At 63.5% G+C, this 14,316-nt stretch carries 15 protein-coding genes; 7 read left to right on the top strand and 8 right to left on the bottom strand.

The genetic code is table 11. The annotated features are described in order from the left end of the window. Nucleotides 1–10 precede the first annotated feature (10 nt). Nucleotides 11–184 (bottom strand): DUF1328 domain-containing protein, encoded by a 174-nt coding sequence (locus tag BMI91_RS15520; protein ID WP_075776656.1) that lies wholly within the window; start codon nucleotides 182–184, stop codon nucleotides 11–13. Between the two features lie 177 nt (nucleotides 185–361). Here BMI91_RS15520 and BMI91_RS15515 point away from each other — a divergent pair, with 177 nt between their 5' ends. The 3 genes from BMI91_RS15515 (at nucleotide 362) to BMI91_RS15505 (ending at nucleotide 2,278) form a co-directional block, all read left to right on the top strand. After that, nucleotides 362–556 (top strand): PLD nuclease N-terminal domain-containing protein, encoded by a 195-nt coding sequence (locus tag BMI91_RS15515; RefSeq protein WP_093477206.1) that lies wholly within the window; start codon nucleotides 362–364, stop codon nucleotides 554–556. Nucleotides 557–665: 109 nt separating this feature from the next. Then, on the top strand, nucleotides 666–1,085 hold the full coding sequence (locus BMI91_RS15510) for a phage holin family protein (protein ID WP_078541429.1): 420 nt from the start codon (nucleotides 666–668) through the stop codon (nucleotides 1,083–1,085). Beyond that, nucleotides 1,082–2,278 (top strand): hypothetical protein, encoded by a 1,197-nt coding sequence (locus BMI91_RS15505; RefSeq protein WP_078605813.1) that lies wholly within the window; start codon nucleotides 1,082–1,084, stop codon nucleotides 2,276–2,278. The genes BMI91_RS15510 and BMI91_RS15505 overlap by 4 nt, the downstream gene beginning before the upstream one ends. 170 nt (nucleotides 2,279–2,448) lie before the next feature. On the opposite strand, the gene BMI91_RS15500 is transcribed toward BMI91_RS15505, so the two are convergent. After that, nucleotides 2,449–2,646: a CsbD family protein gene (locus BMI91_RS15500; RefSeq protein ID WP_078522745.1), complete on the bottom strand. Its 198-nt coding sequence runs from the start codon at nucleotides 2,644–2,646 to the stop codon at nucleotides 2,449–2,451. A 158-nt stretch (nucleotides 2,647–2,804) separates the two neighbouring features. Between BMI91_RS15500 and BMI91_RS15495 the strand changes: the two genes are divergently transcribed. Then, nucleotides 2,805–3,866, top strand: coding sequence for an AI-2E family transporter (locus BMI91_RS15495; RefSeq protein WP_078605812.1), 1,062 nt, complete (start codon nucleotides 2,805–2,807; stop codon nucleotides 3,864–3,866). A 55-nt stretch (nucleotides 3,867–3,921) separates the two neighbouring features. Here BMI91_RS15495 and BMI91_RS15490 read toward each other — a convergent pair whose 3' ends face one another. The 4 genes from BMI91_RS15490 to BMI91_RS15475 all read right to left on the bottom strand — a co-directional run bounded on the left by BMI91_RS15490 (nucleotide 3,922) and on the right by BMI91_RS15475 (nucleotide 8,136). After that, on the bottom strand, nucleotides 3,922–5,493 hold the full coding sequence (locus BMI91_RS15490; RefSeq protein ID WP_078605811.1) for a phospholipase D-like domain-containing protein: 1,572 nt from the start codon (nucleotides 5,491–5,493) through the stop codon (nucleotides 3,922–3,924). A 62-nt stretch (nucleotides 5,494–5,555) separates the two neighbouring features. Beyond that, the gene (locus BMI91_RS15485) at nucleotides 5,556–7,406 is read right to left on the bottom strand and encodes a sensor histidine kinase (RefSeq protein ID WP_078605810.1); all 1,851 of its coding nucleotides are present in this window, start codon (nucleotides 7,404–7,406) and stop codon (nucleotides 5,556–5,558) included. Continuing rightward, complete coding sequence (locus BMI91_RS15480; RefSeq protein ID WP_078522749.1) at nucleotides 7,403–7,993, bottom strand: RNA polymerase sigma factor; 591 nt, start codon at nucleotides 7,991–7,993, stop codon at nucleotides 7,403–7,405. The genes BMI91_RS15485 and BMI91_RS15480 overlap by 4 nt, the downstream gene beginning before the upstream one ends. Further along, nucleotides 7,990–8,136, bottom strand: a complete 147-nt coding sequence (locus tag BMI91_RS15475) for a NepR family anti-sigma factor (protein ID WP_078522790.1) — start codon at nucleotides 8,134–8,136, stop codon at nucleotides 7,990–7,992. Before BMI91_RS15475 ends, BMI91_RS15480 begins: the two co-directional genes overlap by 4 nt. Before the next feature lie 97 nt (nucleotides 8,137–8,233). Here BMI91_RS15475 and BMI91_RS15470 point away from each other — a divergent pair, with 97 nt between their 5' ends. After that, nucleotides 8,234–9,031, top strand: coding sequence for a response regulator (locus BMI91_RS15470; RefSeq protein ID WP_078605809.1), 798 nt, complete (start codon nucleotides 8,234–8,236; stop codon nucleotides 9,029–9,031). Nucleotides 9,032–9,208: 177 nt separating this feature from the next. Then, nucleotides 9,209–10,213, top strand: coding sequence for an SDR family oxidoreductase (locus tag BMI91_RS15465; protein ID WP_078605808.1), 1,005 nt, complete (start codon nucleotides 9,209–9,211; stop codon nucleotides 10,211–10,213). 65 nt (nucleotides 10,214–10,278) lie between these two features. Here the strand turns inward: BMI91_RS15465 and BMI91_RS15460 are convergent, their stop codons facing one another. Both BMI91_RS15460 and BMI91_RS15455 read right to left on the bottom strand, forming a co-directional pair. Continuing rightward, entirely contained in the window at nucleotides 10,279–12,177 is a 1,899-nt protein-coding gene (locus BMI91_RS15460; RefSeq protein ID WP_146684123.1) for a glycoside hydrolase family 15 protein, read from the bottom strand. 171 nt (nucleotides 12,178–12,348) lie between these two features. Further along, nucleotides 12,349–13,053, bottom strand: coding sequence for a GntR family transcriptional regulator (locus BMI91_RS15455; RefSeq protein WP_078606070.1), 705 nt, complete (start codon nucleotides 13,051–13,053; stop codon nucleotides 12,349–12,351). Nucleotides 13,054–13,420: 367 nt separating this feature from the next. Between BMI91_RS15455 and ehuB the strand changes: the two genes are divergently transcribed. Beyond that, a complete protein-coding gene (gene ehuB / locus BMI91_RS15450) occupies nucleotides 13,421–14,263 on the top strand; it encodes an ectoine/hydroxyectoine ABC transporter substrate-binding protein EhuB (RefSeq protein ID WP_078551091.1) in 843 nt (280 codons plus the stop codon). Nucleotides 14,264–14,316 lie beyond the last annotated feature (53 nt).

Genomic DNA, 14,316 nt, shown 5'->3' with positions numbered 1-14,316 from the left:
GTCTTCGCACTTATACCGGCGGTTTGCCTTTTACCGCCCGGGCGACCATGGCCACCACGAACAGGATCAGGAAGACCACGAAGAGGATCTGTGCGATCCCGGCAGATGCGCCTGCGATGCCGCCAAAACCGAGCGCCGCGGCAATCAGCGCGATAACGAGAAAGGTCAGAGCCCAACCAAGCATGGGTATTCTCCTTCGGATGTTGCGTACATTAGCGCTGAGTGCTGCGCTTTCATGACATCCAAACGTGCCGTTTTCCCGAAAGTTCCATTACCCTGAGTCAGTAAATCCGCGGAACATCGTGCGCTTTCCGGCGTTTGGGCGGCGATTCACAACCTCACGAAAAAGGGAGATGGGGACATGGAAATGAATATGACGGGCCTCGGCGGCTTTTGGGGTATCTTACTTCTCGCACTTGATATCTGGGCGCTGGTCTCGATCGTCGGGTCGAATTCCAGCACCGGCAAGAAAGTGCTCTGGGCGCTTCTCGTCTTCTTCCTGCCGCTGATCGGTTTCCTGATCTGGCTGGTGGCCGGGCCGCGCGCCTCGAAGTGACGAAATCAAGGGGGGCGGCTGCGGAGAGCCTCAAGGAACCGCATTCCCCAACCCGCGTTGGAACCACAGAAATCGCGGCAAGAGGCCGTGACATGTTTGGGAGAGGTCGATGAGTTACCACGAGACCGAAGAACCTGACGGCCACGAGGGCCGGGGAACGGTGACCGATTTGCTGAACCGGGTGATCGAGCAGACGCGCGAGATCGCACGGACCGAGGCGGAATTGGTGCGCGCCGAAGCTGCCCATCGGGCGGGTCTTGCGCGCAATGCCGTCATTCTCGGTGCGGTCGCCCTGGTTTTCGCGCTCGGTGCGATCTTCCCCCTGACGCAATCCGCCATCTACGGGCTGGAATGGGCCGGCCTCGACAGGGGCCCCGCGACGTTGATCGTCGGCGTGGTGCTTCTGATCCTCGGCATCATCGCGGCGCTCATTGCCGCGTCGAAGCTGCGCAAAGTGTCGAGCCCACCCACCCGTCTCAAGGAAAACCTGTCTGCTGACGCGCAGGCGCTTAAGGAGAGCTTCAAATGACCGAGAAGAAAACCATTGAGGAAATCGAGAACCGTCTGCGCCAGGACCGTGCCGATCTCGCATCGACGCTCGGCGATCTGACCGGCCGCATCGCGCCGGACTATCTCTCCGATCAAGTGTCGCAAGTCGTGCGCGATTACGCGGCGCCGGCTGCGCGCAGTGCCGAACAGGCCGTGCGCAAGAACCCCGTGGCCTTCGCCCTCGCGGGTGCCGGTATCGCTTGGTTCCTGCTGCGCCAGCGCAACTCGGACACCGTTGAGCAAGAGGATCTTGTCGCCGATGCCGATCCGCTCGTGATGCCGAGCGAAGCGGGCGCCGATGGCTGGATCGACGAGATCGACACGCTGCGCCACGATGCGTCGGTGCGTCTCGAAGATCTCGAGGCCGAACAGCGCAGCTCGACCGACAAGGCGCGCGACTTCGTAAAGGAACGCGCCGAGGTGATGCAGAAATTCGCGAGCGATCTGCGCGGCTCGCTGTCCTCGGGTCTGAGCGACCTCAACGAAGATGCGCGCGACCGCGTGGTGCGGGCCCGTGAAAGAGCCTATTCCGCCCGGATTCGCCTGCAGGACGGTGCGACCCAAGCCGGGTCGACGAGCAAGCAGATGGTCAAGGATCACCCGCTGATCGCCGCCGCTATCGGCTTCGCCATCGGTGCCGCGATCTTCAACGCGGTGCCCAAGCCGGACGTCAATGTCAGCCGCCGCAGCTTCGGCCCGCGGGCGAACCGTCTGTTCGACGAGGCCGAGCGCCTCTACCGCGACGAGAAGCGCCGCGCGGGCAAGGTTGCCGACCAGTTCACCGACGAACTGAAGCGTACCGCCCGCTCGGTGATGAGCTCGGCAGGTGACGAGGCACGCAGTGCTGCACGCGACTTCGGCGATCAGGCGATGGCCGCAGGAGAGCAGCTGATCGACCGCCTCTCGCGCCAGCTTGCTCAGGAAGCCAACCGCGCGCTGCGCGATGTCGGCCAGTCGCTGCAGAAAGGCGAAGAGGAAGTGCGCGCCGGGGCCCAAGAGGCCAAGGATGCCGCGAAGTCCAAGGCCGAAGAGGTCGCGTCCAAGGCTGAGGCGAAGACTCACGAGGCGGCTGAGAAGGTGAAGGCGAACCATTCGTCCTCCTCCTCCTCGTCCACGTCGAGCGCGTCCTCGACCAACCCGACGTCCTCATCGGCGCCGAAAACCACCCACTGATCCGATCGGTGGACCTGATTAGAGAAGGCCGGGCTTCGCGCCCGGCCTTTTTGCTTGGCGGCTCATGGCGCTCGCTGCGCGTGACCGACCCGCAAAAGAGAACCGGCGCCGCAATCTCTGCGACGCCGGTTTATGCTGTTTTACGCGGGAATAGGGTCTAATTCCGAAGATCAGACCGAGCTCGACCAGGTGTCGACTTCGCGCTCGGCGTCCTCTTTCGTCTTGCCGTATTTCTTCTGGATCAGGCCGACCATCTGCTCGCGATGGCCTGCGGCCTCCTCAAGCTCGTCGTCGGTCAACTCGCCCCAGTTCTCGCGGGCCTTGCCCTTCATTTCTTTCCAGCTGCCTTTAATCTGATCCCAATTCATGGCGTCGCTCCTTTCAAGATGAAGACGCGGGTCTCGGCGTCGTCCATCAACGTTTCGCCGGGGGCGATGTTCCTGTGGGTGAGGGCGCAAAAACTCGGGAACTGCGGGGGCTCCAGCGGCGTTAGCTCGCGAAACCCAAGAGGGAAGTAATTCTCGAAATGCATCGCCTGGAGACCCTGTCGCGCATCGCCATGATCGCGATCGCTGTAATCGCTGTCGTGGCTGCGCTTAGCCAGGTGGAAAGCTTGCTCGCCCCCGTCGTGCTCGCGCTCGTCGTTGGGATCGTGCTTTCACCAATTTCCGATGCATGGGAGAAAAGAGGTCTGTCGCCTGTCTGGGGGGCACTTACCTCGCTCGTCATCTCTCTGATGATCGCCGTGTTGCTGGTTCTTGTGATCCAGCCAGTGATCGCGGAGCTGATGCGTCAGGCGCCGAAGGTGATGGACGACATGCGCTCCACCATCATTCACATGCGCCACATGTTCCAAGGCATTCAGGACGCCTCGAAGGAAGTGAGCGACGCGATCACACCGGCGAAGGATGCCGCGCAGGATGGCGGTGGCAATGGCGACAAGAGCGCCGTGCCGGACGCCAAGGATCTCGTCATGCTCGCCCCGGCCATCATTGCGCAGGGGCTGATCTATATCGGGGCGCTGTTCTTTTTCCAGCTCTCGCGGACCGAGATTTACAACTGGATCGCAAAGCATCTCGCGGAACCGGCGAGCCGCGGAGCCACCGCTGCACGGCTGCGCAAGGCGGAGACGCGGGTGTCGCATTATTTCCTCACGATCACCGTGGTGAATGCCGGCCTCGGGCTGGCGGTGGGCGTCGCGATGCAGCTGATCGGGCTGCCGAATGCGCCGCTCTGGGGGCTGGTGGCCTTCCTGATCAACTATATTCTCTATCTCGGCCCTGCGGCGCTGATCATCGCGCTGGGATTTGCAGGCGTGGCGACGTTCGACGGGATCCGGGTGATCCTGCCGCCGCTGATCTACGTCATACTCAACGCGACCGAGGCGCAATTCGTGACCCCGGCGGCGATCGGGCGGCAGATGCGTCTCAATCCGCTTCTGGTCTTCCTGTCGCTGACCTTCGGGATCTGGCTCTGGGGGCCGCTGGGCGGGATCGTGGCGATTCCGCTGCTGCTCTGGGCGTTGGTGCTGACCGACAGCCTGCCGGATCCGAAATCCGAGGCGGAGCAGAAGCTCGAAACCAACTGAGCCGGCGCGGCCCGCCCCAGATGAGGCGACGCGGCCCGCGATCCGCCAGTGCGGATCAGACCATCTCTTCGGGAATGAACGGCAGTTTGCGCGCAATTTTGCGTGCGGCTTCCATGTCGTAGGGGAGCACGAAGCCTTCCCGGTCCTCGGGGGCTTTGGTGCCGTTCTCGCGTGCGAGTTCGGTCCAGGCCGAGACCGCGCGCGTCGGGTCGAAGAACGCCTCTTCCGGCGCGGGCGGCAGCCAATGGCGCATCAGGCGACGGCGCATGGCCGGGATGCCGTCATTGCGGCGCAGATAGACGCCCGCCTCGCTGTCCCAGTGCAGCGACCGTCCGTTGAGGTTGGCCGAGGTGATCAGCGCCGCGTCCTCGTCGAAGATCGAGACTTTCGCATGGACGTAGATCAGCGGCGCGCCACCGGTGCGCATCGCCCCGTCATCGTCGGGAGCGGCGAGGCGCGGCTCCGCCGGGCAGCCGATGAACAGGCGGCTGCCGAAGGCTTCCCGGATCGTATCCAGCGCGCGGACCTGAAGATACTCGCCATAGCGCACGTCGCTGGTCGGGCGGTCGGCCAGCATCAGCGTCTCGGGCACGGCGGGCAGCATCAGGATCAGGTTGAGATTGGGGTTCTCGCGCGCGGCGCGGGCCAGATGATTTGCGAGGTTGTGCGAGCGGAAGAACTGGCTTTCGAGATAGATCAGCTTCTGCGCGCGCGCGATCAGCATCTCATGCGCGTTCTCGATCTCGGTCCGATAGAGCTTCGGCCCGATCCGGAAGGTCGCGAATTTGCGCCGCTGCGAAATCGTGCGGAGCAGTCGGCGCGGCGGTTTTGCGAGTTTGTCGCCGGCGCAGCTTTCGTGGAACGTCTCGAGATGGGCCTTCGCCTCGGCGACGACGGGACCGGTCATCATCAGCTGCACATCGTGCCAAGTCATCTCGCCGTCGCGCTCGTGCACGGGCGTGTCGAAGCGGCGATTGTCGAGATCCAGCCCACCGATATAGAGCTTCTTGTCGTCGAACACGGCGAGCTTTTGGTGATGCGTCGCCGGGAACAGCTTCGGCGGCGCGCCGCGGAACTTGCGGTGAATTTTCTTGTCCGATCCGGCCTTGAGATACTCCCGCAGCCCCGGCATGTCGCGCATCGCCGTCAGCCGCTTGGCCTCGTCCATATCGTTGAGCCAGTCGGCATGGTTGCCGAGCTTGTAATAGACATAGGGCCAGAAGATCGTGCGCGGCAGGATGCCCGATTGCGCCGGGTGCATCAGTGCGCGCAGCCGCAGATTGGCGTTCGGCCCGGCCAGTTCGCGCGCGGCGCAGAACATGCGGATCGACGACCACGTCATGCGGTGCAGCTCGGGCTTGGCGCAGGGGTCGAAGTCGGTCAGGTCGATCTGCATCGCCACGCCACGTTTCAGCAGGTGGATGATCAGGTCGAACCAAGTCGCACCGATGGCGCGCCCGCGATCCGATTTCAGCTTCGTGTTGAGGTCGAAGACGCGGAAGGAGCCGTGGATAGAATGACGCGAGTCGAGGAAGGCATCCTCGAGCACGGGATAAGCCTCGGCTGCTGTCAAAAGCAGTCTGACGCGGCTCTCGGCGTGAACTCCGGCTTGTTTAAGACGTTCCATGCGGCTCGTTTTTTCTGAACGGCCGCGAAGGTGACCAGAGGTCGCCGCGGCAGGTATCTCACTCAATTGCTCTCTTCAGAAACTGTTTCGTGTTTCCGAGATTTCAAGCGCTCTTCGTGACGCAATTCGCTCTCGACGAGGGGGCGCAATGTGAAGTCTGCGTTGAGCAGGTATTCGTCGTCTGTGGTTTCGATCTCGATCGTGCCGGAGAGCTGTTGCACGAAGGCGTTGACCAGTTGCGATCCCAGCCCGGTGCCGTCCACAGCCTCCAGTGGCGGGGCGTCCTTATCGACGGTGTTGCGCACGCTGAGACGCGCCTGCATCCCTTCGAGCTTGGTAAGCGAGATATCGAGTTTCGGTTTGCCGTCGCGGGCGGAGGCGTATTTCATTGCGTTGGTCATCGCTTCGGTAAGCAGAAGCGAAAGCGGCACGGCCTGATCGGGCGTCAGGTGAATGTCGTCGATATGGCAATCGACCGAGACATGGCGCCCCGGCCCGGTCGCAAGGCGGGTGATCTGGCGCACGATATCGGGCAGCAGCTCCTGCGCGCGGATATCGGTGAGCCCGGAGGTCTGGTAGAGGCCGCGGTGGATCGTCGCGAGCGAGATGACCCGCTCCTGCAGCGATTTCATCAGCCCCTTGGCTTCGGGCGTGCGCGCCTGCCGCATCTGCATATTGATGATCGAGGCGATGAGTTGGAGGTTGTTCTTCACCCGATGGTGGACCTCACGGAGCAGCACTTCCTTGTGATGCACCATATCTTCCAGCTCGGCCTCGTCGTGCAGGATGGTCTCGGTCATCCGGTCGTAGGCTTCGGCGAGGTCGCGGATTTCCGAGGGGGCCGTCGAGAGGTTGAGATTGCCCACGATCCGGCTGCCGGTGGCGAAGCTGGTGATCGCGCCCGACAGTTTGCGGACATGGCCGATGACCAGTTTCTGCATCGCGAAATAGGCGACCAGAAGGCTCGCCATCCACATCAGCGCGGGGAACAGAACCGGCGATATATCGGCGAAGGGGCTCAGCGCGGAGGCGGCCTGCGCGGGCCAGCTACCGAGTGCATAGAGTTGGTCGGGGACGAGTTCGACGACGGAATAGACCCGCTCTATTCCGAGGTTGGAATCCCCCGAGAAGGTGACCGCGCCATTGCCCGCCAGCAGTTTCAGGGAGCGGTCGACGGGCAGGTGCGACTGCGTGTTCGCCAGCCCGTCCGAGGAGGTCAGGATCGTGCCCTCGCGGTCGAAGGTCATGATCACCAGCGGCCGGTCATCGGCGAGCTTCGGCCCGTCTTTCGCCAGCGAAAGCGAGGAGTGGCTCATCGAGATCGCGATGATCCCGATATGATCGCCCGCCGCGTTGTAGACGGGATGGGCCACGCCCAGCACCGAGGTGCCCGACACCGGCGCATCGCGATTGACGTAGAAGCTGGTCCGATCCGCGGTCATCATCCTCTCGAAGATGTCCTGACCTTTGAAATCGTAACTCTTGCCCGAGTTCGAGCAGCTCATCTTGCCGCTGTCGGGAATGAAGGCGACCAGCGAGAACTCGGGGAAAGCGCCCGAGATCTGCCGCATCCAGTTCGAGCAGGCCTCGTCACTACCCACGAGCGGTTGGACGGTGCTGGCAAGGACGCGGGCTGCATCCTGCGCGTGCTGGATCACCCGCGTCTCGCCTGCGACGGCGCGCATCGTCTCGCCCATCAGGGCAGCCTCGGAGCGCGCCTGCGCTTCGCGAACGACCGAGGTCGATTGCAGCACGGCGATGATCAGCAGGGGAAAGAGCGCGACGGCCAGCATGAAGGCCAGCCGCACGCCAAGCCCGTCAAAAAAGGGAATGACGCCCCGTTTCCGAGCTTGAAACGGGGCGTGGTCACTGTAGTGCTCGTCGTCTGCCGCTTTCGCGGCTTCCGAATTCATGCGGCGGCAACTCCGGATTTGCCCATCACGGCCAGCGAATTTCGATCCGAGCCGGACAGAATGTCTTCACCTTCTTCCAGCCCGAGCATCTCCGCAAGCCGGGCGCGGGCTCGGTTGGCACGACTTTTCACCGTCCCGACTGCGACGCCCATCATTCCGGCGGCTTCTTCGTAGGAGAAGCCCGAGGCGCCGACGAGGGTCAGAACCTCACGGTGTTCGGGGCTGAGCTGATCGAAGGCCACGACGAAATCGTTCATCGCGAGACGTCCGTCATGCGCAGGTTTCTCGTAGAGCGAAGCCGCGTGGATACCCTCGGGGTCTGCAACCTCGCGCTTACGCTTTCGGCGGTCCGAGTAGAAGGTATTGCGCAGGATCGTGAACAGCCATGCACGCAGGTTCGTGCCGCGCTCGAATTTCTCGATATTCGACCACGCCTTGACGATCGTGTCCTGCACGAGGTCGTCGGCAGAGGCCGAATTCCGGGTCAGCGACAGGGCGAAGGCGCGCAGGGCCCCGAGATGATCGGGCAGTTCCTCACGCGGATCGCGGGCTTCGGTAGACGAGTTGGCTTTGGAGGACGAAGTCATTTTTCGCCCTCCTTCGCCTTGAGTTGCGCCAGCAAGTCTTTGAACCGATCTGGCACTTCTTCCTGAAGCGCCTCCTCATAAACCTTCTTCAGGTTTTGATTGATCTGGTCCCTGATACTGGACTTAGGCTTTTCGTCTGCCATATCACTATACATCCGGTTTCGATCCCACTCATTTTGCACGGAACCGAACGCGGGGCCAGAGAGTTTGGTTCCCGAAAAAACGCAAAAGGGGGTTTTCATGTCCGAAGACATCGCCGGCACCATCGGAGCCAACCTGCCGTATCTGCGGCGCTACGCCCGAGCCCTTACCGGCAGCCAGGACAGCGGCGACAGATACGCCGCGGCTACGCTCGAGGCCATACTCGAAGACACGACGCCTTTCGAGAATAACGATCCGAAGCTCGCATTGTTCCACGCCTTCCATCTGGTCTGGGCCTCCGCGGGCGCACCGCTGGGCGAGCCGGACAACCGGCTGTCGGCACGTGCGCAGGATCACATGTCGACGCTCACGCCGAACACGCGTGAGGCGCTTCTGCTGCACTCGATCGAAGGGTTCCGCGTCGAGGAGATCGGCACGATCATGCAGGTCGACACCGACGAGGCGAAGGAACTGATCGACATCGCGATCCGCGAGATGGAAACCTCCGTCGCGGGCAAGGTGATGATCATCGAGGACGAGGCGATCATCGCGATGGATATTCGTGCCATCGTCGAGGATATGGGTCACCAGATCACCGGTATCGCCCGGACTCGGACCGAGGCCGTGGAGCTTGCTTCGACCAACAAGCCCGACCTGATCCTTGCCGACATTCAGTTGGCGGATAATTCCTCGGGCATCGACGCGGTGAACGACATTCTCGCGCAGTTCGGCAACGAATTGCCCGTCGTCTTCATCACGGCCTTCCCGGAGCGTCTGTTGACTGGCGAGCGGCCTGAACCCGCGTTCCTGATCACCAAGCCCTACACCGAAAGCCAGGTGCAGTCGGCGGTCAGCCAGGCGATGTTCTTCTCCTCCACGGAGACGCTCGCGGCCTAACGGCCACATCGGGCGAACACATGAAAAAGGCGGCTCCGGGGATCGGGGCTGCCTTTTTTCACATGCGGGTCGTGCACCACAAATTGAAGCCGCGTCGCTGCAACCAGCGGCAGCCGCGCGCGGTTCTTCCTTCAGAGACGAATTGACGAAACCCATTCAGACCGAAGGAGCCGCCCCATGACCAATATCGTGATTACCGGCGCATCCGCAGGCGTGGGACGCGCCGTCGCGCGCCGCTTCGCCACCAAAGGCAACCGCATCACCCTGATCGCGCGCAACAAGGCGCGGCTCGAGAAGGCGGCGGAGGAAATTCGCTCGAAGGGCGGCGAGGCCCTCGTGCAGCCGCTCGACGTGGCCGATGCCGATGCGGTCGAGGCCGCAGCAGTCGCCGCCGAGCGCGCCTTCGGTCCGATCGACATCTGGATCAATATCGCGATGGTCACGGTGCTGTCGCCCGTGGCCGAGATGACGCCCGAGGAATATTGCCGCGTGACCGAAGTGACCTATCTTGGCACGGTCAACGGCACGCTTTCCGCGCTGAAGCGGTTCCGCCAGCAGGGGTGGGGTACGATCGTGCAGACAGGCTCTGCGCTGGCCTATCGCGCGGTGCCGCTGCAATCGGCCTATTGCGCGGCGAAGGCGGCGATCGTGGGTTTCACCGACAGCCTGCGCTCCGAGCTGATCCACGAGAAGTCCGACGTGAAGATCACGGTCTGCCACCTGCCGGCGGTGAACACGCCGCAATTCGACTGGGCGCGCAACAAGCTGCCCAACCGGCCGCGCCCGGTCGCGCCGGTGTTCCAGCCGGAGCTGATCGCGGATGGCATCCATCACGCGGCCTTCCATCCCAAGCGGGAATATTGGCTGGGTTTCTCGGCGGTGAAGGCGATCCTGTCGGAGAAGATCTCGCCGGAGCTGGGCGACCTATATCTGGCGCGCACGGCGATCTCCGGCCAACAGACGGAAGAGCCCGCCGATCCTACCCGGGCGGACAACCTCTATGACAGCGTCGATGGCGATTGGGAGGCGCGGGGGCGGTTCTCCGACGAGGCGAGCGACAGCTCTCCGGCGATCGCGATCTCCGAGCATGGCGGCTCGCGGCTCGTCGCCGGCGGCGGTGCGGCGCTGGTCGCCGGGCTGATGCTGGGGGCAGTCTTCGCCGCGTCACGGCACCGGGGCTGAGCACTCGGAAAGAGATTTGAAGAACGCGCGCCGAGCGGCGCGCGTTTCTTTTTGGGAGTGAGCGATCAGCCCTTCACGGCCGAACGATAGGCGGTGATCGCCGCGATCATCCCGGCATGGGACAGCCCTTGCGGGAAGTTGCCCAGCTGCGCGCCGGTCTCCGGGTCGTGCTCTTCCGCCATCAGGCCAAGATCGGTCGTGGCTTTCAGCATCCCCTTGATCTGGGTTTTGGCATCGTCGAGCCGCCCCGCCCGCACGAGGTAATCCGCCGCCCAGAAGCCGCAGGCGTTGAAATACCCCTCGACGCCAGGCAGCCCGTCTTCCCGCAGGTCGTAGCGCCGCAGATGGACGCCCGAACCCAGCCGCTCGCGGATCGCCGTGTAGGTCGCGGCCATCTTCGGATCGTCCGCGGCGATCACCCCGATGCGCGGCATCAGCAGGACGCTCGCATCAAGCCAGTCCTCGCCGATCGCCCCGGTGAACGCGCCGATCTCTTCATTCCACGCTTCTTCCCGGATCAGCGCCTCGATCGCGGCGCGCTCGGCTTTCCAGAGCTTTGTGTCGGCATCGATCACGCCCCGCTCGACCAGCGCAATCACCGCGTTCAGCGCGCCCCAGCACATCGCCTTGGAATAGGTATGATGGCGGCGCGGGTCGGGCATTTCCCAGATGCCGTTATCGGGCCGGGTCCATTGCGAGACCACTACATCCGCGAAATTCGCAAGCCGGATACCTTCGCCGGGATGCAGCTCGCCGCCCGCTTCAACATAGGCGCGCGCGGCCATGATCATCGAGCCGTACGCGTCGAGTTGCAGCTGCGTCGCAGCGCCGTTGCCCAATTGCACCGGGGCCGAGCGGCGATAGCCCTCGACCGTCTGCAGTTTCTGCAGGGATACGTCACTGTCGCCCCGCACCGTGTAGAGCGTGCCCAGCTCTGGCGCCGTTTCGCGCGTGGCCGCCATCAGCCAGCGGAAGAAGGCGTCGGCCTCTCCGGTCAGACCCTGATCGAGAAAGGCATGCAGCACGAAGTAAGCATCGCGCAGCCAGCAATAGCGATAGTCGTAATTGCGGATACCGCCGACCACCTCCGGCAGGCCCATCGTCGGCGCGGCGATCACGGCGCCGGTGGGGGCGTGGATCAGCAGCTGCAGCACCATCAGCGAGCGTTTGAGCGCCCCGGAGAACGGCCCGTCGCCGAAATCCGTCTTGGACTGCCGCTTGCGCCATGCCTCGCGGGTCGCGGCGAGCGCCTTGTGGGCCGCGTCCATTCCCCCGACGTGACCGTGGCCGCCTTGGGTGATCGTGAGGGTGACGTAGCCTTCTTCTCCGGCGGCGAGGGTGCCACGCCCGTTGAGCCGGCCCGAGCCTTCGATCTCCAACTCGATGGAGCTGTCGATCAGGACGATGTCGCCGTCTTGCGTGAATTGCCAGCTGCCTGGGCCGCGGCGGATGAAATCGGGGGTGTTCAGCGCGTAATCGCAGCGTGGGGCGATGCAGATTTCGACCTCCGCCGCGCCTTCCTGCGCCTCGATCAGCCGCACGACGGAGCGCCCGAAACTCGCCGCTTCTTCGAGCGAGTCCGGCAGGTTCATGAAGTCGGTGACCTTGAGTTGGCCGCCCTCGGTCGGGTGGGTCGTGGTCAGGATCGGGCCGTGGTCTTCATAGGCGCGTTCGGGGGTGGTCCGGCGCTCGGCATCCGACACCGGGCCAACGTAGAACGTCCCGCCGCGAAACTGGTCGAGCAGCCGCCCGAAGACCGGATCGCCGTCGAAATCGGGGCCGCAGAGCCAGTCGATCGCGCCGTCGCGGGCTACCAGCGCCGCCGTGCGCGTATCCCCGATCACCGCGTAATCGCCAATCGGGAGATAGCCGCGTCGCCCTTCGAGAAAGCGCAGCGGCGGGCTGTCCGGATCGGGCGTGGTCTTCGCGGATCTGTCGGAGGAAGGGCGGGTGAGATCGGTCATGGAATGCATGTCCTTCGTCGCATCTCCGGGCGTCGTCCCCCGGAGTCAGTCACATCCCTCTCAGTGATCGAACGGACCCGCCGCGCCGCAGTTCCTTGAACAAACCGTGTGCGGTCGAGAGCCGCGCGCGGGGTAAACCCGGTCGCGGAGGCTGCGGCCTCCAGTCGTCCACTAGGGCGCTTTGATCAGGACGGGCATCCGCGCGAAGCTCATGGAGATATGGCCGCGCCGCATATGGCCGAGCGCATCGAGATCGCCGAGCCGCAAGGCGCGCAGGATGTCGCGCAGCTCGTCATTGTAGATCTCGATCTCCTGCATCAGGTCGATCTGCGAGGCGGTGACCTGCTGCAGCCAGATCCGGGCCGTGCGGAAATACAGCGCCTCCGACATTTCCCTCAGCGGCGCATTCGAGGTCAGGTCCAGCAGGCAGAGGAAGGTATCGCGGTCCAGCTCCGCGAAAGCGCGTGCCGTGGGCGCATCGACAAGGGCGCGGCCGCGTTCCTGAAGCTTGACGAAAGACGCGATCAGCGCGGCGCTTGGCGGCACCGGGTCGAGCGTGGTCTGCAGCACCGTGAGTTCGCGCCGCAGCCGGAAGACCTGAGCAAGTTCGGTGTAATCGACATCGGTGACGAAGGTGCCGACCCCATGCATCGAGCGCAGCAACCCGTCATCCTCGAGCCGCGCCAGCACCCGGCGCAGCGGTGTTCGCGAGATGCCGAATTCGGACGCCAGCGCGGTTTCCGACAGGCGCATGCCGGGCGGGTAGTCGAGCAGGCAGATGCGGCTACGGATTTCGGCATGGATGAGATCCAAGCGGTCGCGGCCACGCAGTCGTTCCGGTTCGGTTTGCCGAGGGATCAGGGGTATCTCGTTCATCGGGTTTTGTTGTCTCTTCGCGCGAAGGCCATGATCGGCGGCGGCGGCGCGCAGGTCAATCTGCTTCGTATCAGCTGCCCAAGGCGGATTTTGTCCGCACATACGGAGTTTCATTGCGTAGCGTAAACCGCGCGAGGCGGCAGCGAGGGCCGGCGCAGGTGCAGATGCGCGCCGCTTCCCTCCTCAAAGCTCCGGCATTGGTACACAACATATGCGCGCAGCCCACTTCGAGCACACGATATCTGTCTGGCAACCCTGTATAATCAATGTGATCTGCTTGACACTCCCCGGAATCTCATAGGTGTTGTGTACATCAAGCGCGGAAGGCTGTCGGCTTTCCGTTAACAAGAGCCAACAGGAGAGACGCATGAAATCGATTTGGAAATCTGTCGCCGCTGCCGGTATGGGCCTCGCGATGAGCGCGACCGCCGCACTGGCCGGACCCCTGATGGACCGTATCAATTCGGGCGAGCCGATCCGCATCGGCTTTGCGAACGAAGTTCCGTGGGCCTATCCGGGCGAAGACAACAAGCCGCTGGGCTTCGTGAACGCCTATGTTCTGGGTGTGCTCCACGAGATGGGTTATGACAACATCACCCCCGTCGTGACCGATTGGGGCGGGCTGATCCCGGGCCTCAACGCGAACCGCTTCGACATGGTCACCGGCGGTCTCTACATCCTCAACTCGCGCTGCCAGAACGTCGCGTTCTCGGAGCCGATGGCGAAGGTGGGCGATGCGTTCATCGTGCCGAAGGGCAACCCGAAGGACCTGAACAACTACGAGCAGGTCGCCAAGGCTGGCGCGACCTTCGTGACGGGTGCGGGCTACAACCAGGTGGAATCCGCAGCCAAGGGCGGCATCGAAGACAGCAATGTCATGACCGTGCCGGGTCCGACCGAAATCCTCGCCGCCGTGAAAGCGGGCCGCGCGGATGCAGGTGGCGTGACCTACTTCACTGCGCAGAACCTCGCCAAGCAATCGGACGGTTCGGTTGAAGTGTCGGATGTGAGCCAGCTTCCCGAATGGACCCAGAACTGGGTCGGCATCGGCTTCCGCAAGGCGGATCAGGACTTCGTCGACAAGTTCAACGAAGCCCAGAAGAAGTATCTCGGTTCGGATGCGATGATGAAAGCGGTCGGCGAGTACGGCTACTCGAAAGGCAACCTGCCGGGCGACAAGACCGCCGCAGAAGTCTGCGAGATGCGCTAAGCGCAGCTGCTGAAGACATGGACGGGCCAGCGCATGGCCCGTCCATTTTGACA

It is taken from the genome of Thioclava sediminum, from assembly GCF_002020355.1.
In the GTDB taxonomy this organism is placed as follows: domain Bacteria; phylum Pseudomonadota; class Alphaproteobacteria; order Rhodobacterales; family Rhodobacteraceae; genus Thioclava; species Thioclava sediminum.
Note: the sequence above shows the minus strand (reverse complement) of the source record. Positions and strands in the feature narration are given on the sequence as shown.

Coding starts and splice junctions, on each gene's coding strand:
- BMI91_RS15520 (WP_075776656.1), bottom strand. CDS start 184: ATGCTTGGTTGGGCTCTGACCTTTCTCGTTATCGCGCTGATTGCCGCG.
- BMI91_RS15515 (WP_093477206.1), top strand. CDS start 362: ATGGAAATGAATATGACGGGCCTCGGCGGCTTTTGGGGTATCTTACTT.
- BMI91_RS15510 (WP_078541429.1), top strand. CDS start 666: ATGAGTTACCACGAGACCGAAGAACCTGACGGCCACGAGGGCCGGGGA.
- BMI91_RS15505 (WP_078605813.1), top strand. CDS start 1,082: ATGACCGAGAAGAAAACCATTGAGGAAATCGAGAACCGTCTGCGCCAG.
- BMI91_RS15500 (WP_078522745.1), bottom strand. CDS start 2,646: ATGAATTGGGATCAGATTAAAGGCAGCTGGAAAGAAATGAAGGGCAAG.
- BMI91_RS15495 (WP_078605812.1), top strand. CDS start 2,805: ATGCATCGCCTGGAGACCCTGTCGCGCATCGCCATGATCGCGATCGCT.
- BMI91_RS15490 (WP_078605811.1), bottom strand. CDS start 5,493: ATGGAACGTCTTAAACAAGCCGGAGTTCACGCCGAGAGCCGCGTCAGA.
- BMI91_RS15485 (WP_078605810.1), bottom strand. CDS start 7,406: ATGAATTCGGAAGCCGCGAAAGCGGCAGACGACGAGCACTACAGTGAC.
- BMI91_RS15480 (WP_078522749.1), bottom strand. CDS start 7,993: ATGACTTCGTCCTCCAAAGCCAACTCGTCTACCGAAGCCCGCGATCCG.
- BMI91_RS15475 (WP_078522790.1), bottom strand. CDS start 8,136: ATGGCAGACGAAAAGCCTAAGTCCAGTATCAGGGACCAGATCAATCAA.
- BMI91_RS15470 (WP_078605809.1), top strand. CDS start 8,234: ATGTCCGAAGACATCGCCGGCACCATCGGAGCCAACCTGCCGTATCTG.
- BMI91_RS15465 (WP_078605808.1), top strand. CDS start 9,209: ATGACCAATATCGTGATTACCGGCGCATCCGCAGGCGTGGGACGCGCC.
- BMI91_RS15460 (WP_146684123.1), bottom strand. CDS start 12,177: ATGACCGATCTCACCCGCCCTTCCTCCGACAGATCCGCGAAGACCACG.
- BMI91_RS15455 (WP_078606070.1), bottom strand. CDS start 13,053: ATGAACGAGATACCCCTGATCCCTCGGCAAACCGAACCGGAACGACTG.
- ehuB (WP_078551091.1), top strand. CDS start 13,421: ATGAAATCGATTTGGAAATCTGTCGCCGCTGCCGGTATGGGCCTCGCG.